Below are 17,912 nucleotides of genomic sequence, written 5' to 3' on the forward strand. Positions count from 1 at the left end.
GGATGGCCGTCATGGCTCGTCACACGGCACACACGTTGCTTAATCGACACGCGTCAAAAACACATAACCTTGCCGCCTGCCGGGTTACCAACGACCCGTATGCACTAATGCGGAGTGAGGGCCATGCGGCGAGGCAGGAAAATTCTGGCGTGGGTGATCGGCATCTTCCTGCTGCTGATTATCGCGATCATCCTGTTCGTGGCCTTCTTCGACTGGAACCGGCTGAAGCCCACGATCAATGAAAAGGTTTCCGAGGCCATTGGCCGCCCCTTCGCCATCCAGGGCGACATCACCGCGCACTGGGCCCGGGAGCCGGGCCAGGGCGGCCTGGTCAGCCTCATTCCCTGGCCGCACTTCACCGCGCGGGATATCGTGGTAACCAACCCCAGCTGGGCGAAGAACAACCGGTTCGCCCACCTGGATACGATCGACTTCCGCCTGGCGCCCTTCCCGCTGATCGCCCACCGCATCGTGGTACCGGAGATCCGCCTGGGCCAGCCGGCCATTGCGCTGGAACGGCAGAAGGACGGTACGAACACGTGGACCTTCAAGCTGCCCGAGAGCAGCGGCCCCTCGGAGTGGCAGCTCGAACTCAATGCCATCGCCTTCGACAAGGGCCACATCGACCTGACGGATGCGCAGAACCAGATCACGATGGGTATCGATGTGACGCCATTGGGCCAGGGCATCCCCTTCGACGAGATCATGGCCCAGCAGGAGAAGGACTCGCGCGCGCAAGCCAGCAAGACCACCGGCGCCAGCGCGAAGCAAATGGCAAAGAGCGACGCGGATGAAAAGGACCGCCAGGACGAGACCAAGAAAAAGCAGGTCTATCTGTTCGCGTGGGATGCGAAGGGCACCTACAAGAAATCCACGATCGCCGCCAAGGCGCGCACCGGTGGCGTGCTCGCGTTGCGCGATGCCAACCGCCCTTTCCCTGTCCAGGCCGATGCGCGTTTTGGCGATACGCATATCGCGTTCGTCGGCACCCTCACCGACCCGATCAACATGGGCGCGCTGGATATCCGCCTGTGGTTCTCCGGTACCAGCATGTCGCACCTTTACGACCTGACCGGCGTGACGCTGCCTGATACACCGCCGTTCGCCACCGAGGGCCACCTGAAAGCGAACCTGAAGAAGAACAACAGCACGTTCGTGTACGAGAACTTCACCGGCAAGGTCGGCGGCAGCGACCTGGGCGGCACGCTCACCTTCAACACCGGCGGTGCGCGCCCCAGCCTGGTCGGCAACCTGAAATCAAACCAGTTGCTGTTTAGCGACCTGGCGCCACTGGTCGGCGGCGGTACGGATGCCGAGAAAGCCGAGCGCGGGGACGTCAAGAAGCAACCGTCCGACAAGGTCCTGCCCGTGGAGCCGTTCAAGACGGACCGCTGGAACGCCATGGACGCGGATGTGCGCTTTGTCGGTGCAAAGATCGTGCATGGCGAGCGGCTGCCGATAAGCAACGTCGAAACGCACCTGATCATGAAGGACGCCGTGCTCACCCTGGATCCCCTGAAGTTCGGCGTAGCCGGCGGCACGGTGGGCAGCAATCTCCGCCTGGATGGATCAGCCGAGCCCTTGAAGGGCCGCCTCAACCTGGGCGCCCGCCACCTGAAGCTCAAGGAGCTGTTCCCCACCTTTGCCCCCATGCAGACCAGCTTCGGCGAGATGAACGGCGATGCGTCGTTTACGGCCGTAGGTAACTCCCCGGCGGCACTGCTGGGCTCGTCCAATGGCGAACTCAAGCTGCTGATCAACGACGGCGCGGTGAGCTCATCACTGCTTGAACTAGCCGGCCTCAACGTGGGCAGCTACGTCGTCAACCGTTTCTTCGGCGATGACGTGGTGAAGATCAATTGCATGGCGGCCGACCTCGTCTCCACCAACGGCGTCATGGAGTCGAAGGTGTTTGCACTGGATACCGAGAAAGCGCTGATCAACGTCAACGGCGATATCAACTTCAAGGACGAGAAGCTCAACCTCGATATCGTGCCGCATACCAAGGGCTTCCGCGTGTTCTCCTTGCGCTCGCCGCTGTACGTGCATGGCACGTTTGCCAACCCCTCGCCGGGCGTGCATGCCGGCCCGCTCATCCTGCGTGGTGGTGGCGCCGTGGCGCTGTTCTTCGCGGCCCCGGTGGCCGCGCTCGCGCCGCTGATGGTGCCCGAGAGCGGCAAGGCCAACGCCGTGACCTGCCAGCCGCTGCTGGATGACCTGAAGAGTGCCCCGCCCAAGGCCCCGCCGCCGGGCAAGACCAACGCGAAATAATACCCACAGCCGCCGCGGGCGGCTCGAACGGGTAAAGTGCGCGCATGCCGCCGACCCGAAAAGCCCTCTTCCAGATCCACTTCTGCGTCCTGCTATGGGGCTTCACGGCCATCCTCGGCAAGCTCATTACCCTCGCCGCTCTCCCGCTCGTGTGGTGGCGCATGCTGCTCGTCTCGGCCGCGCTCCTCTGCGTGCCACGCGTCTGGCGGGGGCTGCGCGCGACATCGCCGCGGCTGTTGCTGATCTACGCGGGCATCGGCGTGGTCGTGGCGCTGCATTGGCTCACCTTCTACGGCGCGATCAAGCTGGCCAATGCCTCGGTGGCGGCCACCTGCATCGCCATGTGCCCGGCATTCCTGGCCATTGTCGAGCCGTGGATCGCAAAGCGTCCGTTTGAACCCAGGGAGCTGATGCTAGGGGCCGCCGTGATCCCGGGCGTCGCGCTGGTCGCGGGCGGCCTGCCGGGCGATATGCGCCTGGGCCTGGCCGTGGGCGTGCTCTCCGCGCTGTTCGTCGCCTTCTTCGGGGCGTTGAACAAGCGCTACATCGAGCATGCGGATTCGCTGACCGTGACCTGCGTGGAACTGGGTGCCGGGACGCTGTTTCTTACGGCGGCCGCCCCGTTCATGCCTGGCGCATCCTTCGTACTGCCCGATGCGCACGATGCGGTTCTGATGGTGGTGCTGGCCTTTGGCTGCACCCTGCTGCCGTTCGCACTGGCGTTATCCGCGCTGCGCCACCTCTCCGCGTTTGCCACGCAGATGGTGACGAACCTGGAGCCGGTGTACGCCATCGTGCTGGCCATTCCGCTGCTGGGTGAGCAACGTGAGCTGGGCTGGGCGTTTTACCTTGGGGTGGCGGTCATCCTGGCTGCGGTGTTTGCGCATCCATTCCTGCATAGGGGCGAAAAGGCTGCGCCGTCCGACATCGTTGCGCCATGAACGACCGGCGATAACCGCGGTTACGCCCGGCCGCGGGCCTTCATGGTGCGGGCACGGCGTGCGCGCTGGGCCGCCGAACGGCCTGAGCCCTTTTTACGGGGTGACGAACGCTTGGCCTGCGAACGCGGGCGGGAAGTCATAGCGGGAATCTCCGGGGGAACTGCGGCCGGGAGAGCCGACTGTGCGGCCCGCCCGGTGAAAAACCCGCTAAGGGGTTGTCAGATAAGTTTGATTTCGCGCAGACGTTCCTGAAGGTACTCGTGCGCCGTGATCGGCTCGGGGTAGCGCTTCGGGTTATCGGGGGTCACGCACGACGGCAGCACATCCAGCACCACATCCGGATTCGGGTGCAGGAAGAACGGCACCGAATAGCGCGGCTTGCGGGCGGCATCGCCTGCCGGGTTGGTCACGCGGTGCGTCGTGGACGGGTACACGTGGTTGGTGAGACGCTGCAGCATGTCACCGATATTCACCACGATGGCATCGCCTTCACTGGTGATCGGCAGCCACTCGCCTTCGCGCGTAAGCACTTCGAGACCTGCGGTGCTGGCGCCGACCAGCAGGGTGATGAAGTTGATGTCCTCATGCGCACCGGCGCGCACGTTCGGCACATCGGTCTGCGTGATCGGCGGGTAGTGGATCGGGCGCAGGATGGAATTGCCCGAATTCACCTTGTCGTCGAAGAAGGTCTCGGGCAGGTTGATGTGCAGGGCCAGCGCACGCAGCACGCGGCTGCCCAGCTGATCCAGCGCCTCGTAGATGCCGTAGCCCTCGGCCTTGAAGTGGGGCACTTCGTCCGGCCATACGTTCGGGGGCATCACGTCGGCGTACTTCGAATCGCGCGGGATCTCGCGGCCGATGTGGAAGAACTCCTTCAGGTCGGCGAACTTGGAATCCTTGGCCGTCTCCACCTTGAACGGGGTATAGCCGCGGGCGCCACCACCGCCGGGGATGTGGTACTTGCGCTTCACGTCATCCGGCAGGGCGAAGAAGGCCTTGAACGCATCGTAGGCGCCATCGATGGCTTCCTTGGGGATGCCGTGGCCGCTGATGCAGCAGAAACCGAATTCGCGATACGCAGCGCCCAGCTCGGCGACAAACGCCTCGCGGTCGGTCTCAAAACGGCGGATATCGAGGGTGGGAACCTTCTTCATGGTGTGACCTGCTTTCGGGCATGAAAAAGCCGGCGCGGGGTGACCGCGCCGGCCGGAGGCGTCAATTGGGCTCAGGCGACGGCCTGGGCTGCTGATTTTACGGCGTTAGCCAGCTGCCCCGCCAGCCGTTCCACTTCGGCGGCGTCGGCGGCCTCGATCGTGACGCGGACCAGCGGCTCGGTGCCCGAGGCGCGCAGCACCACGCGGCCACGGCCTTCCAGGGCGGCTTCCACCTCGGCGAGCGCCTGCTTGACGGTATCCGAACCCAGTGCAGCCTTCGCACCTTCCACCCGGACGTTAACCATGGTCTGCGGCAATTTGACCAGACCGGCGCGCGCGTCCGCGAACGACTCACCTGCCTCGGCCAGCGTCTCGAGCAGGGCCAGCGCGGCAACGATGCCATCGCCGGTGGTAAAGCGATCCAGGCAAAGGACGTGGCCGGACGTTTCGCCGCCCAGCACACCGCCGTGCTCCTTTAACTGCTGCAGCACATAACGATCGCCCACGTTGGCGCGGATAAACGGGATATCCATCTGCTTGAGTGCGCGCTGCAGGCCGTAGTTGCTCATGAGCGTGCCGACCACCGGGCCAGGCAACGAGGCCTTCTTCTTCCAGTGGCGGGCGATGACATAGAGCATGTCGTCGCCATCCGTCACGGTGCCGTCCTTGTCGACGATACGGACGCGGTCGCCATCGCCATCAAAGGCGATACCGAGATCGGCACCCTTCTCCACGACCGCCCGGGCCAGGGCCTCGGGCGAGGTCGAGCCGACGCCGCGATTGATGTTCAGGCCGTCGGGCTCGGCGCCGATGGTGGTTACCGTTGCGCCCAGGTCGCTGAAGACCATGGGCGCGACCTGGTAGGTGGCGCCATGGGCGCAATCCAGCACGATGTGCATGCCCGCCAGCGAGAAATCATCCGACACGGTGGACTTGCAGAATTCGGCGTAGCGGGTGACGGCATCATCCACGCGCTTGGCCTTGCCGAGCGCCTCGGAGGGCACCGTGGCGAAATCCGCCTCGAGCTCAGCCTCGATCTCGGCCTCCAGTTCGTCATCCAGCTTTTCGCCCTGGCCAGAGAAGAACTTGATGCCATTGTCCTGGTGTGGGTTGTGCGAGGCACTGATCACGATGCCGGCATCAGCGCGAAGCGAACGAGTCAGGTACGCCACGCCCGGGGTGGGCATGGGGCCCAGCAGGCGCACATCGGCACCGGAGGCCACCAGGCCGGCCTCGAGGGCGGATTCGAACATGTAGCCGGAAACGCGTGTGTCCTTGCCTATGACGACCATGACCTTGCGCGAATGGTCGCGACGATCCGGGCCGGCCCCGATGGGGCGCTTGTCGGCGGCGCGACGGCGCGCCAGCACGGCCCCGGCGGCACGGCCAAGGCGCAGGATGAAGTCGGCACTGATCGGGTAGCTGCCCACCTGGCCCCGGATACCGTCGGTTCCGAAGTATTTACGTTCGCTCATGGCTCTAACTCCTTCCTGGGACGGGGATGATACCCCTCCGCCGGTGAAGCGAAAGCCCGGCCACCGGACAGGCCAGATGGCGTACCCCTACTCGTCGTCGGGCCAGCGGGGCATGGCGGGCTTGTCGACGCGGGGCGCGGTGTCGCCAGCTTTGACGGCATGCCATACCGCCAGCGCATCGACCATGGGGGCCACATCGTGCACGCGAACGATGGCCGCGCCGCGCTGCACGCCGATGAGGGCCGCAGCCACCGAGCCCGCGGCGCGAGCGGCGGGTTCAGTGCGGCCGGTGATCTGGCCGATCATGCTCTTGCGCGACAGGCCGATGAACACGCCAGCGCCCAGTTCGGCGAAGCGGGCCGTGGCGCGCAGAAGGGCCAGGTTGTGTTCCAGGTTCTTGCCGAAGCCGAAGCCCGGGTCGACCAGCACCTTGCGCCGATCGATACCCGCCAGTTCGCAGGCGAACAGGCGATCGGTGAGAAAGCGGTGCACTTCACCGACCACATCGTCGTACTGCGGATCGGCCTGCATGCTGCGCGGCTCGCCCTGCATATGCATGAGGCACACCGGTACGCGCAGCTCGGCGGCCGCATCCAGGGCGCCTTCGCGGCGTAGCGCAAACACATCATTGATGAGGCCCGCACCCGCCCCCACCGCGGCCCGCATCACCTCGGGCTTGGAGGTGTCGATCGACACCGGCAGCGTGGTTGCCGCCACCAGGCGCTCGATAAGGGGCACGACGCGACGGATTTCTTCCTCGGCGGAGACATCCTCCGCACCCGGGCGGGTCGATTCGCCCCCCACATCGAGCAGGTCGGCCCCCTCTTCCGCCAGGCGCATGGCGTGCGCGTAGGCCGCCTCCAGCGTGTCGTGCTGGCCGCCGTCGGAGAACGAATCCGGCGTGACGTTGACGATGCCGGCGACGCGCGGGCGATCAAGTACCAGGGCGCGGCCGTTGCAATCCAGCGAGGTGGCGAAGAGTTCCATGTGCTCAGCCCGGCTGGGTGCCGCCGATGGCGCCCATGAAGCGGCGGTAATAACGCAGCTCATCGATGGAATCGCGGATATCGGACAGCGCGGTATGCGCGGAATCCTTCGAGAAGCCCTTCGCGATCTCCGGCGACCAGCGGCGCGACAGCTCCTTGAGGGTGGAGACATCGAGGTTACGGTAGTGGAAGAAGCGCTCCAGCTTCGGCATCTCGCGGTGCAGGAAGCGGCGATCCTGGCAGATGGAGTTGCCGCACATCGGCGATTTGCCCGCGGGCACCCACTTCTGCAGGAACGCGATGGTCGCGGCCTCCGCCTCTTCGGGCGTCGCATCCGATTCCACCGCCCGGCCCCACAGGCCCGAGCGCTGGTGCTGGTTGCGGTTCCACGCATCCATCTGCTGCAGGCGGGCGTCCGCGTGGCTGATGGCGTATACGGGCCCTTCGGCCAGCACGTTCAGATCCTTGTCCGTCACCACGGTGGCGATCTCCAGGATGGAGTCGTTATCCGTGTCCAGCCCGGTCATTTCCAGGTCGATCCAGATGAGGTTGTCGTCGTGCGCTAGCGTCATGGGAGCTCCTTTGTATCAGGCAGTCTACCTCGCCCTTGCCTCCCCCTGCATGCGATGATGGCGTGATGGCCGAACCGACCTTCTTCTGGCACGACTACGAGACCTTCGGCGCCGACCCCCGGCGGGACCGCCCCAGCCAGTTTGCCGGCATACGTACCGACGCAAACCTCGAGATCGTGGGCGAGCCGGTGATGGTGTACTGCAAGCCGCCGCGCGATATGCCGCCGCAGCCAGCCGCCTGCCTGATTACCGGGATTGCGCCGCAGCTCACCGAGCGCGAGGGCCTCTCCGAGGCGGATTTTGCCGCCGTGGTGCATGAGCAATTAGGCATGCCCGGCACCTGCGGCGTGGGCTACAACTCACTGCGCTTCGATGATGAGTTCACCCGCCACCTGCTGTATCGCAATTTCTACGAGCCCTACGCCCGCGAGTGGGAGAACGGCAATTCCCGCTGGGACCTGATCGACCTGGTACGCCTGTGCCAGGCCCTGCGCCCGGAGGGCATCACCTGGCCCACGCGTGACGACGGCACGCCCAGCTTCAAGCTGGAGCACCTGGCCACCGCCAACCACCTGAAGCAGGATCGGGCCCACGATGCGCTCTCCGATGTGGAAGCCCTGATCGGGCTGGCCCGGCTTATCCGCACGCACCAGCCGAAGCTGTGGGACTGGTACTTCGGCCTGCGCCGGAAGCAGCGTGTCTTTGAACTGCTCGATGTGGCGGCCATGACGCCGGTCGTCCACGTTTCCTCGCGCTACCCCGCCAGCCGTCAGTGCCTTACCGTGATCGCCCCGCTGGCCGCACACCCTTCGCGCGCGGGCGAGGTCATCGTGTATGACCTCACCGCGGACCCCACGGATCTGTTGAGCCTGGATGATGGCGATATCGCCGACCGGGTCTTCACGTCACGTGCGGACCTGCCCGAGGGCGTGGAGCGGATCGCGCTGCGCACAGTGCGTGCAAACCACGCACCGGCGCTGGCGCCCCTGTCGGTCCTCAAGGGCGTGGACCACGGCCGCCTGGGCCTGGACATGGCGCTCGTCGACAAGCACCTGGCCATGCTGCGCGATGCGCCAGGCCTTGCCGAAAAGCTGCGCCGCGTTTACGGCCAGGCCGCCGAGATGCCACCCGCCGGCGATCCCGAGCTCGCGCTTTACGGCGGATTCCTGCCGGATGCCGACCGCCGCCAGCTCGCCGAGGTGCGCGCCACACCGCCCGCCCAACTGGGCAGCGGCCGCTTCACCTTCCGCGATCCACGCTATGCCGAACTGCTGTTCCGTTACCGCGCCCGCAACTGGCCCGATACGCTCACGGTGGACGAATACGCCCGCTGGGAGGCCTTCCGGGTGGATCGCCTAACCCGGCATGGCCCACTCACCACGCTCACCCTTGCCGACTACGCCACCGAACTGGCCACCCTGCGCCTGATGCCCGGCGCACCCCTGCCCCTGCTCGATGAGCTGGAGGCATGGGGCGAATCCCTGCTCTGAGCCCTCCGCACCCATGCCGCATACCACCTATTTCACGCCCGCCACCTTCAAATTCTTCAAGGCGCTGGCCCGCAACAACAGCCGCGAATGGTTCCAGGCGCACAAGGACGACTACGAGCGCCACGTGCGTGAGCCGTTCACCGCGCTGATCACCGACATGCAGGCGCCCCTGGCGAAGATCAGCCCTCACTTCCGCGCCGATCCGCGCAAGGTGGGCGGCTCGCTTTACCGCATCCATCGCGATACGCGCTTTGCCAACGACAAGCAGCCGTACAAGAACTGGCAGGGCTCGCGCTTCTTCCATGAGCGTCGCCACGAGATCCAGGCACCTGGGTTTTACCTGCATATCCAGCCGGGCGAGTGCTTCGTCGGTGGCGGCATGTGGCATCCCGAGCCGCCGGTGCTGAAGAAGCTGCGCGAATTTCTTTCGGATAACCCGGATGCGTGGAAGCGTGCAACGCGCAGCAAGGCGTTCCAGGAGCGCTACACCTGGTGGGGCGAGAGCCTGACCCGGCCACCGCGCGGGTTCGATGCAAACCACGAGCTGATCGACGACCTGAAACGGAAGAACTTCGCCGCCGGGCAGGATTTTGACGAAGCGATGGCCTGCTCCACCGAGCTGCTGCCGTTTGTCGTCGACAGCTTCAAACGGCTAGCTCCGATGGTGGATTACCTGTGCGCGGCGCAGGAGCTGGAATTCTGAAGCCATAGCAGCCTTCATCGCCAACGCCCCGTAGGAGCCCACCCTGTGGGCGACATCTTTTCGCGATAGAGCCCTGGGCCCGTCGCGTTCCGCCGAAAGCTGTCGCCCACAGGGTGGGCTCCTACGGCCGTTTCGCGGGATCTATCGTTCGTAAAGCTCCACCGGCAAATCATCCGGGTCGGCAAAGAACGTGAATCGCTTGCCCGTGTACTCATCCACGCGGATAGGCTCGCACACCACGCCATGGCCTTCGATCCGCGCTACCGCGGTGTCGATATCATCGACCGCGAACGCGATATGCCGGAGGCCCTGTGCCTCGGGCCGCGACACACGCGGCGGTGGTGAGGGAAACGAGAACAGCTCGATCTGTACGCCCGGACTCACCTCCAGGTCCAGCTTCCACGAATCGCGCGCCTCGCGGTACACCTCATGGACCACCTTCAGCCCAAGCACCTCGGTATAGAACGCCTTCGAACGCGCGTAATCCGAGCAGATGATCGCCACATGATGGATTGCCTTCAGCATGGTGCTCACGCCTCGTGGAAGGGAAAGGCCAGCACATCGGCGATACGGTCGGTATCCGCCAGCACCATCAACAGGCGCTCCACGCCCAGCGCCACGCCCGCGCAATCAGGCATCTTGCCGAGCACGGTCAGCAGCTTGTCATCGAGCGGCACCTCGTTTTGCCCGCGCTCGCGGCGTACCGCGTTATCGCGCTCGAAGCGAGCCCGTTGTTCCTTGGGATCGTTGAGCTCGTGGTAACCATTGGCCACCTCGTACTGCCCCACGTACACCTCAAAGCGCTCGGCCACGGGTGGCTCGACCTTGCGAATGCGTGCCAGCGCGCACTGCGAGGCAGGAAAGTCCGACACCACGGTTACCCGGTCACGCGGGAAGGTCGGCTGGATGCGGTGGGTCATGAGCAGATCAAGCCAGTCATCGCGAGTGAGGCCGTCGCCATTAATGTGCACATCGCCCAGCGCAGTGCGCAGCACCTCCACCGGGTCCGTCAACGCGTCCACGCCCAGTGCATCGTGGAAGAGACCGCGATACGTGGTTTCTACGATCTCGAAGTTCCGGCCCGCCTCGAGAAGGAGCTTCTCGAGCAGATCGAGCACTTCGCGGGCAAGCCGGGTGTGGTCCCAACCCACGCGATACCACTCAAGCATGGTGAACTCGGGATTGTGACGCCCGCCGGCCTCGCCATCGCGGAACACACGCCCCAATTCGTAGCAGTCGCCCAGCCCCGCGGCGAGCAGGCGCTTCAGCGGGAACTCCGGGGACGTTCGCAACCAGCGCTGTGCAGGACCCGCATCCACGTGGCCGCTAAAACGCGTATGAAAGCTCTGGATGTTCGGATCGGTATTGCCGGCGGCGGAAAGCATGGGTGTTTCCACCTCCAGCACGCCACGCTCGGCAAAGAAGGCGCGGATGCGCGCATACGTGGCCGCGCGCAGGTGGAGATGCTTCATATCGCGGCTCATGGCGCCACGCCGTGTTCACTGAGCAGTGCGATCAGATCGGCCTCGGTATGGACAGGGATACCCAGCTCGTTGGCCTTGTCCAGCTTTGAGCCGGCAGCCTCGCCCGCGAACACAGCGGTGGTCTTCTTCGATACGGAACCGGCGACCTTGGCTCCCAGTGATTCCAGGCGCTCCGTTGCGTCATCGCGCTTGAGTGTTTCCATGGTGCCGGTGATCACGTACGTGTGGCCTTCCAATGGCAGCGCCGCGACCGATGTCGCCGGCAGCGCATCAAGCAGCGCACGCATGGCCCAGTCGTTACGGGCCAGCTCAGCGGCCTGCTTCGGATCGGCGAGGTACGCGGTAAGGTTCGATGCGGCGGCCTGCGGCACGCCGGCCACGATCCACTGGTGCTCGCTGGCCTTCACCAGCGCTTCCAGCGAAGCGTACTGCTTACCGAGCAAGGCCGTGCTCTTGGGCCCCAGCTTCGGGATCTTCGCCGAATCCAGCAGCACGTCCAGGCCAAGGCGATCGCGGAGTTTCGGTGATGGCGCGCCCTCGTCGGCAAATGTGATTCCCGCGGCCAGCAGCGCATCGACGACCTTCTCGTTCCCCTCCTGCTCGAAGAAAGTGGCGATGGATGTCGCCACCTCATCACCAATATCCGGAAGCACGCGCAGCACCGGCGCAGGCGTGCGCCGCACGACCGCGAGCGAACCCAGCCACAAGGCCAGCGTTTTCGCCGTGCTCTCGCCGATATGCATGATGCCCAGGCCGAACAGGAACCGCGGTAGCGTGGAGCGCTTGCTAGCCTCGATGGACTCGACCAGGTTTTCGGCCCACTTCGTCGCGACCTTGCCCTGCTTCACGGTCTCCGGCGTGGTGCCGTCGCGCTCATCAGCGCGGCGCTTCATATCAACAAAGCTTTCCACGGTGAGGCTGTAGAGGTCGGCAGGTGTCTTCACCATGTCGAACTCGACCAGCGCATCGACGAAGCGATCGCCCAGCCCATCGATATCCATGGCGCGCCGCGAGGCGAAGTGGATCAATGCCTCTTTCCGTTGCGCGGCGCAGATAAGGCCGCCCGAGCAGCGATAGGCCGCCGCCCCTTCCTCGCGGATCAGTTCCGAGTTGCACACCGGGCAAACGGCCGGCATATGCCACGGCACGGTGCCTTCGGGGCGGCGATCGTCCACCACGCGGGCTACTTCGGGGATCACATCGCCGGCGCGGCGCACGATCACGGTATCGCCCACACGCACATCGAGGCGCGCAATCTGATCCGCGTTGTGTAGCGTGGCATTGGTGACGGTCACACCGCCGACCTGCACGGGGGTGAGCCGGGCAACGGGCGTGGCGGCGCCCGTGCGGCCGATCTGGATCTCGATCCCCTCCACCGTGGTCATCTGTTCCTGCGCCGGATACTTGTGCGCGATGGCCCAGCGTGGCGCGCGGGAGACGAAGCCCATCTCCTGCTGGCCTTCGTAATCATCCAGCTTGTAGACCACGCCATCGATGTCGTACGGCAGGCCATCGCGCTTCGCGCCGATCTTGCGGAAGTACGCGATGAGGCCTTCGAACCCTGCCGCCGTCGACACTTCCGGCGATACCGGAAAGCCCCATTCGCGCAGCTTCTGGAGCGTGGCCGAGTGCGTCGCCGGCAGCTCCCCGTCTTCCACGCGGCCCACCGCGTAGGCGAAAAAGGCCAGGGGACGCTTCGCCGTGATGCCTGGATCGAGCTGGCGCAAGGAACCCGCCGCACCATTACGAGGATTGGCCAGCGGCTTTTCGCCCGCCGCACGCGCACGCTCGTTGAAGGCCTCGAAGCCGGCGCGGGGCATGATGACCTCACCGCGCACCTCAAGGACGCGCGGCCAGCCTTCGCCGCGCAGGCGCAATGGAATGGCTTTCACCGTGCGCAGGTTGGCGGTCACATCCTCGCCCACGGCGCCATCGCCACGGGTCGCACCCTGCACGAACACGCCGCTCTCGTAGCGCAGGCTGATGGCCAGGCCATCCAGCTTGGGCTCCACCGAGAACACGGGCTTGGTGCGGCCGAGGGTCTGCTCGATCCGGCGTTCGAAATCGGCGACCTCACGGTACTTTTCGCGATCCGAATCGCCCTCGGTTTCGAACGCGTTGCCCAGCGAGAGCATGGGCACGGCATGCGTTACCTCGGCGAAGCCACCGTGGGCACGCGCGCCCACGCGGCGGGTGGGTGAGTCATCGGTAGCGAGGTCGGCGTATTGCGATTCCAGTGCTTCCAGCTCACGCATGAGCTTGTCGTACTCGGCATCGGCGATATCCGGGTCATCCAGCACGTGGTACTTGTAGTTCGCGTCCTCGATGCGGCGGCGGAGGTCGGCGGCGCGCTTGGCGGCGTCGATGGGGGCGATGGCTTGTGGCATGTGCAGGATCCGTGATGAAGGCGCGTGGCCAAACGCGACCTTAAAGGGTCGGCCGAAGAGGCGCCAAAAGCAATATCCCCGTTCCGCTATAATGGCTTGGCCATGCCTGCCGACGACGTCATCGATTCCCCCAAAACCCCCGACGTCCACGCCCTGCCTACCGACACCCCCGCCCTGGCACCGGCGGCGCCCTCCAGCAAAGCCCGTTACCGCGGCCTGATCTGGCTCGTGGCGGCCGGCTTCTTCATGCAAGCCCTGGATTCCACCATCGTGAACACGGCGGTGCCTTCCATCGCCAACGCGCTGGATGTCACGCCGCTCAGCATGCGCACGGCCCTGACCAGCTATGTGCTGACGCTGGCCATCTTCATCCCGATGAGCCCGTGGCTATGCGATCGCTTTGGGACGCGCAAGGTGTATGGCGGCGCCATCCTGGTCTTCGCGCTGGGCTCGCTGTTGTGCGGTATCGCGCAGTCGTTACCGCAACTGGTGGCCGCGCGCATCGTGCAAGGCCTGGGCGGTGCGGCCCTGATGCCGGTGGGACGCTACGTCCTGGTGCGCAGCATCGACCGTCGTGAATTCGTGAGCTCCATGAGCACCGTCGCCACGTTTGGCCTGCTTGGCTCCGTGTTCGGGCCGTTGCTTGGCGGGGCCATCGTCGAGTTCACCCATTGGCGGCTCATTTTCCTGATCAACGTGCCGGTGGGCCTGGTCGGGCTGTGGCTGAACCGCCGCGAGATGCCGGATTTCCGCCTGGATCGCGCCAACCCCTTCGACACCCTGGGCTTCCTGTTGTTCGCGGGCACCTCAGCGCTGTGCCTGCTGGTGGCCGAGACCCTGGGCGGCCATGGCGACGCCGTGTGGATCGTGGCCTGCGCCGCCGGTGCCGCGGTATTGGGTGCGCTGTACATCCGGCATAGCCGCCGCGTGGCGTTCCCGGTAAGCGACCTGTCGTTGCTGAAGGTACGCAGCGTGTGGGTGTCGCTGGCGGGCAACCTGTTCACCCGCCTGGGCGTGTCAGGCATGTACCTCCTGCTGGTGCTGTTCCTGCAGATCGGCTGCGGGTGGTCACCGCTGGTGGCCGGCCTGATGATGGTGCCGCAGGCGCTCGGCTCGATCACGGTGAAGCCTTTCATCCACCGGCTGATCACTCATTTTGGCTACCGCCGGCTGCTGCTGGGCAACACCATTCTGGTCAGCCTCGTGCTGTGTTCGTTCGCGCTGCTCGATACCGATACACCCACGTGGATCATTGCCTCGTTCGTGTACGTGTACGGCGCGGTCATGTCGGTGCAGTACACCTCGATGAACACGCTGGCTTATGTGGATGTCGACGTGAAGCAGGCCTCGATGGCCTCGTCCATGGCATCGACCGCGCAATACCTGTCCATGAGCTTCGGCATCGCGCTGGCGACGCTGCTGATGGCCGGTTTCCTGGGTTCATCGGACAAGCACCCGTACGTGTGGGCGTTCCGCTGGTCGGTGATTGTGCTGGGCTTGATCACCCTCGCCGCCAGCTGGGTATTCAGCCGCCTGCGCGATACGCGGGCACCGAGTACGGCGACCGACGCCAAGCTCGCCACGGCGGACGAATAACCGCTAACCTCGGGAGGCCGCGCGTTCTGGCGGTGTCAGATCAGGAACGATCACCATGCACGATTCGGCAGGCATCCTGCTTACCCTCTTCATCATCTTCGTCGCCGCCCAGGTGGGTGGCGAAATCGCGCAGCGCCTTAAATTACCAGCTGTCGTGGGCGAAATCGCCGCTGGTTGCGCCATCGGGCCAAGCGCCCTGGGCTGGGTTGCCCTGCCCGATATCGCCGTGGGCACACCGTTGGATGTCCTCGCCGAAATCGGCGTAATCCTGCTCCTTTTCTCAGTGGGCCTGGAAACACGGCTCGATGACCTGAAGAAGGTGGGTGCCAGCGCGTTCCTGGTCGGCGTGCTCGGCGTGTTCATCCCGTTCGCGCTCGGCGCGCTGTGGGCGCATGGCTCGGGCTTCGACTGGATCCGCTCCATGTTCGTGGCCGCGGCGTTCGTCGCCACCTCGGCAGGCATTACCGCACGCGTACTGCAGGAACTCGGCGTCCTGCAACGACAAGAGGCACGGATCATCCTGGGCGCCGCCGTCATCGATGACATCCTCGCCATGCTGCTGCTCGGCGTCGTGTCGTCGCTACAGGGGGGTGGCAACGTAGATGTCGGCAGCCTGGTCGGCACGCTGCTGGGCGCCGTCGGCTTCGTCGCCATCATCGGCTGGGGCGGCACGCGGGTGATGCGGCGTGGTTCGGGGTGGCTGGAGAAGCCTTCGAACCCCATGTCCGCCCTGGCGATCGTGCTGGCCCTGTGCCTGGGCCTGGCCTACCTCTCCATGCGCTTCCACCTCGCCGCCATCATCGGCGCTTTCCTCGCCGGCATGATCGCCTCGGAGACGCGCCAGCGGCACCAGCTCGAAGAGCAGACCGCGCCCCTGCTCGCCTTCCTGACGCCCTTCTTCTTTGTGGTGACCGGCGCCAAGGTAAACCTGGCGGCGCTGGGCAATGCCAGCGCGCTGCTTGCCCTGCTGGTGGTGACGCTGATCGCCATCGTGTCCAAGCTGGCCGGCGGCTTCCTTGGCGCATTGAAGCTGGGCAAGCGCGGCGCCACGATCGTCGGCTTCGGCATGGTGCCGCGCGGCGAGGTGGGCGTGGTCATCGCCAGCCTCGGCCTGGCCGCTGGCGTGTTCGATGAAACGATCTACGCGGTCATCGTCGCGATGTCCCTGCTGACGGCGATGGTCACACCCCCCATCCTCGCCCTGCTCCTCAAGAAACCCGCATAACGCCTGTAGGAGCCCACCCTGTGGGCGATATCTTTCGCGACACCGCCACAGGGCCTGTAGCGATATCGCGAACCGCGTCGCCCACAGGGTGGGCTCCTACGCGGATTTCGATTTTTGGTAGGCCAGCAGGGCGTCTTCGCGGCTGGCCTTGAGGTCGACGATCGGCGGCGGGTAGCCCGATGCCTTGAGGTAGCGCTCGTCTTCCCAAGGGGCATGAACGAGGCGTCCCGGGGCATCGCGCAGTTCCGGCACCCAGCGGCGAATGTAGGCGCCGTCGGGATCGAACTTCTCCGACTGGGTCACCGGGTTGAAGATGCGGAAATACGGCGCGGCATCGGCGCCACTACCGGCCACCCACTGCCAGCCCATGGCGTTGTTGGCCAGGTCGGCATCGACCAGGGTGTCCCAGAACCACTTCTCGCCCAACAGCCAGTGCTGGCGCAGGTTTTTCGTGAGCAGGCTGGCCACCAGCATACGTACGCGGTTGTGCATCCAGCCCGTGGCCCACAGTTCGCGCATACCGGCATCCACGATGGGAATGCCGGTCTTGCCCTGCTTCCAGCGGCGCAGCGCGTGTGCGTCGCGTTTTTCCCAGCGGAACGCATCGAACTTCTTGTTGAAGTTCTTTTTGGGCGTATCCGGAAAGTGCCACAGCAGGTGGTGGCCAAATTCGCGCCAGCCGAGCTGACGCAGGTAAGGCTCCAGGTCTGGCGCATTCTTGCGGCGCGCAAAGTGGGCCCGCAAGCGGTCAGCGACCTGCCTGGGTGAAATCTCGCCGAAATGCAGGTGTGGCGACAGGCGCGAAGTGCCATGACGGGCGGGCAGGTCGCGGCCAGTAGTGTAATGGCCCACGGCGTCATCGGCGAACAGGCTTAGCATCTCCTGCGCACCCTCCTCACCCGGGGTCCACTCATCGAAGCCTTTAGCCCAGTCGAGCGTTGGCAACAGTGCCAGGTCATTCAGCGCGGCCGACGCCTTCAATGCCTCCAGACGCAACGGCGAGGGTTCATCGAGCGCCCCATGTTCATCGATCCGCGTGCGCAGGTTGCGCCAGAACGGGGTAAACACCCGGTACGGCTCATCCTCCTTCGTAGCGATCTCCCATGGGTCGCACCACAGGTTCGCGTTATACGAGGCCACGTCGATCCCATCGGCCTCCAGCGCCTTGCGCACCTGCGCATCGCGCTTGCGAATAGCCGGGTCATACAGAAGGTTGAAGTAGACGGCCGTCGCACCCGTCGCCTTGATGACCTCACGCAATGCGCCGAGCGTGCCCCCGCCCCCCGCAGGAGCGCGCTTGCGCGCGATAACGACCTGCAGCGCCCCCCTATGCCGCCGCAGCCCCTTGTCCAGCGCCTCCAGCGAATGGTGCAACCACCACCGGCTGGCGGCACCCGGCGCCCACTCGCCCTCCTCATCCGGGGCATGGACGTAGAGCGGAATAACCCTGTCATGGCCCTCAACGGCGGCCACCAGGGCGGGATTATCTGCAAGACGCAGGTCGCGGCGGAACCAGACGATAGCGGTAGTCATCGGCGTAGTATCCACGTTGCAAGTGAAATGCGAATGCCGATCCCAATTCATTCAGATGGAATGTTTAGACTGTGCCTACGCGCGGTCCCATTCCC

Annotated in this window: 14 protein-coding genes; 6 read left to right on the forward strand and 8 right to left on the reverse strand. The window is 65.2% G+C overall.

Translation table 11 applies throughout. The features are described 5' to 3' along the window. The first annotated feature begins 123 nt into the window (after window positions 1-123). On the forward strand, window positions 124-2,271 hold the full coding sequence (locus L2Y97_RS13605; RefSeq protein ID WP_247427424.1) for an AsmA family protein: 2,148 nt from the start codon (window positions 124-126) through the stop codon (window positions 2,269-2,271). A gap of 44 nt (window positions 2,272-2,315) precedes the next feature. Next, window positions 2,316-3,212: a DMT family transporter gene (locus L2Y97_RS13610; RefSeq protein ID WP_247427426.1), complete on the forward strand. Its 897-nt coding sequence runs from the start codon at window positions 2,316-2,318 to the stop codon at window positions 3,210-3,212. Between the two features lie 218 nt (window positions 3,213-3,430). Here L2Y97_RS13610 and L2Y97_RS13615 read toward each other — a convergent pair whose 3' ends face one another. From L2Y97_RS13615 to orn, 4 genes are all read right to left on the reverse strand, one after another. Next, window positions 3,431-4,366 carry an isopenicillin N synthase family dioxygenase gene (locus L2Y97_RS13615; RefSeq protein ID WP_247427429.1) on the reverse strand — a complete coding sequence of 312 codons (936 nt, stop codon included), beginning with the start codon at window positions 4,364-4,366 and terminating at the stop codon, window positions 3,431-3,433. Between the two features lie 71 nt (window positions 4,367-4,437). Next, window positions 4,438-5,841 carry a phosphoglucosamine mutase gene (gene glmM / locus L2Y97_RS13620; RefSeq protein WP_247427432.1) on the reverse strand — a complete coding sequence of 468 codons (1,404 nt, stop codon included), beginning with the start codon at window positions 5,839-5,841 and terminating at the stop codon, window positions 4,438-4,440. Window positions 5,842-5,928: 87 nt separating this feature from the next. Continuing rightward, window positions 5,929-6,828, reverse strand: a complete 900-nt coding sequence (folP, locus tag L2Y97_RS13625; RefSeq protein WP_247427434.1) for a dihydropteroate synthase — start codon at window positions 6,826-6,828, stop codon at window positions 5,929-5,931. Window positions 6,829-6,832: 4 nt separating this feature from the next. Next, the gene (orn, locus tag L2Y97_RS13630; RefSeq protein ID WP_247427437.1) at window positions 6,833-7,399 is read right to left on the reverse strand and encodes an oligoribonuclease; all 567 of its coding nucleotides are present in this window, start codon (window positions 7,397-7,399) and stop codon (window positions 6,833-6,835) included. A gap of 65 nt (window positions 7,400-7,464) precedes the next feature. On the opposite strand from orn, the gene sbcB reads away from it, so the two are divergent. Next, window positions 7,465-8,889 carry an exodeoxyribonuclease I gene (gene sbcB / locus L2Y97_RS13635; RefSeq protein WP_247427440.1) on the forward strand — a complete coding sequence of 475 codons (1,425 nt, stop codon included), beginning with the start codon at window positions 7,465-7,467 and terminating at the stop codon, window positions 8,887-8,889. Window positions 8,890-8,902: 13 nt separating this feature from the next. Continuing rightward, window positions 8,903-9,592 carry a DUF2461 domain-containing protein gene (locus L2Y97_RS13640; RefSeq protein ID WP_247427442.1) on the forward strand — a complete coding sequence of 230 codons (690 nt, stop codon included), beginning with the start codon at window positions 8,903-8,905 and terminating at the stop codon, window positions 9,590-9,592. Between the two features lie 141 nt (window positions 9,593-9,733). Here L2Y97_RS13640 and gloA2 read toward each other — a convergent pair whose 3' ends face one another. From gloA2 to ligA, 3 genes are read right to left on the reverse strand one after another with little or no spacing between them, the layout of a single operon-like run. Further along, a complete protein-coding gene (gene gloA2, locus L2Y97_RS13645; RefSeq protein ID WP_247427445.1) occupies window positions 9,734-10,117 on the reverse strand; it encodes an SMU1112c/YaeR family gloxylase I-like metalloprotein in 384 nt (127 codons plus the stop codon). Between the two features lie 5 nt (window positions 10,118-10,122). After that, entirely contained in the window at window positions 10,123-11,076 is a 954-nt protein-coding gene (epmA, locus tag L2Y97_RS13650) for an EF-P lysine aminoacylase EpmA (protein ID WP_247427448.1), read from the reverse strand. Next, window positions 11,073-13,463, reverse strand: coding sequence for an NAD-dependent DNA ligase LigA (gene ligA / locus L2Y97_RS13655; protein WP_247427450.1), 2,391 nt, complete (start codon window positions 13,461-13,463; stop codon window positions 11,073-11,075). Before ligA ends, epmA begins: the two co-directional genes overlap by 4 nt. Before the next feature lie 102 nt (window positions 13,464-13,565). On the opposite strand from ligA, the gene L2Y97_RS13660 reads away from it, so the two are divergent. Together L2Y97_RS13660 and L2Y97_RS13665 are read left to right on the forward strand one after the other, a co-directional pair. Next, window positions 13,566-15,059: an MFS transporter gene (locus L2Y97_RS13660; RefSeq protein WP_247427453.1), complete on the forward strand. Its 1,494-nt coding sequence runs from the start codon at window positions 13,566-13,568 to the stop codon at window positions 15,057-15,059. A gap of 55 nt (window positions 15,060-15,114) precedes the next feature. Continuing rightward, complete coding sequence (locus tag L2Y97_RS13665) at window positions 15,115-16,284, forward strand: cation:proton antiporter (RefSeq protein ID WP_247427457.1); 1,170 nt, start codon at window positions 15,115-15,117, stop codon at window positions 16,282-16,284. A gap of 96 nt (window positions 16,285-16,380) precedes the next feature. On the opposite strand, the gene L2Y97_RS13670 is transcribed toward L2Y97_RS13665, so the two are convergent. Continuing rightward, window positions 16,381-17,817, reverse strand: a complete 1,437-nt coding sequence (locus L2Y97_RS13670; protein WP_247427459.1) for a cryptochrome/photolyase family protein — start codon at window positions 17,815-17,817, stop codon at window positions 16,381-16,383. Window positions 17,818-17,912 lie beyond the last annotated feature (95 nt).

The sequence above is a fragment of the Luteibacter aegosomatissinici genome, assembly GCF_023078495.1.
Lineage (GTDB): Bacteria > Pseudomonadota > Gammaproteobacteria > Xanthomonadales > Rhodanobacteraceae > Luteibacter > Luteibacter aegosomatissinici.

Excerpts from the sequence above, each read along its gene's own strand:
- L2Y97_RS13670 (WP_247427459.1), bottom strand. The coding sequence starts at position 17,817 with ATGACTACCGCTATCGTCTGGTTCCGCCGCGACCTGCGTCTTGCAGAT.
- L2Y97_RS13665 (WP_247427457.1), top strand. The coding sequence starts at position 15,115 with ATGCACGATTCGGCAGGCATCCTGCTTACCCTCTTCATCATCTTCGTC.
- L2Y97_RS13640 (WP_247427442.1), top strand. The coding sequence starts at position 8,903 with ATGCCGCATACCACCTATTTCACGCCCGCCACCTTCAAATTCTTCAAG.
- L2Y97_RS13615 (WP_247427429.1), bottom strand. The coding sequence starts at position 4,366 with ATGAAGAAGGTTCCCACCCTCGATATCCGCCGTTTTGAGACCGACCGC.
- orn (WP_247427437.1), bottom strand. The coding sequence starts at position 7,399 with ATGACGCTAGCGCACGACGACAACCTCATCTGGATCGACCTGGAAATG.
- ligA (WP_247427450.1), bottom strand. The coding sequence starts at position 13,463 with ATGCCACAAGCCATCGCCCCCATCGACGCCGCCAAGCGCGCCGCCGAC.
- L2Y97_RS13610 (WP_247427426.1), top strand. The coding sequence starts at position 2,316 with ATGCCGCCGACCCGAAAAGCCCTCTTCCAGATCCACTTCTGCGTCCTG.
- gloA2 (WP_247427445.1), bottom strand. The coding sequence starts at position 10,117 with ATGCTGAAGGCAATCCATCATGTGGCGATCATCTGCTCGGATTACGCG.
- L2Y97_RS13605 (WP_247427424.1), top strand. The coding sequence starts at position 124 with ATGCGGCGAGGCAGGAAAATTCTGGCGTGGGTGATCGGCATCTTCCTG.
- L2Y97_RS13660 (WP_247427453.1), top strand. The coding sequence starts at position 13,566 with ATGCCTGCCGACGACGTCATCGATTCCCCCAAAACCCCCGACGTCCAC.
- epmA (WP_247427448.1), bottom strand. The coding sequence starts at position 11,076 with ATGAGCCGCGATATGAAGCATCTCCACCTGCGCGCGGCCACGTATGCG.
- folP (WP_247427434.1), bottom strand. The coding sequence starts at position 6,828 with ATGGAACTCTTCGCCACCTCGCTGGATTGCAACGGCCGCGCCCTGGTA.
- glmM (WP_247427432.1), bottom strand. The coding sequence starts at position 5,841 with ATGAGCGAACGTAAATACTTCGGAACCGACGGTATCCGGGGCCAGGTG.
- sbcB (WP_247427440.1), top strand. The coding sequence starts at position 7,465 with ATGGCCGAACCGACCTTCTTCTGGCACGACTACGAGACCTTCGGCGCC.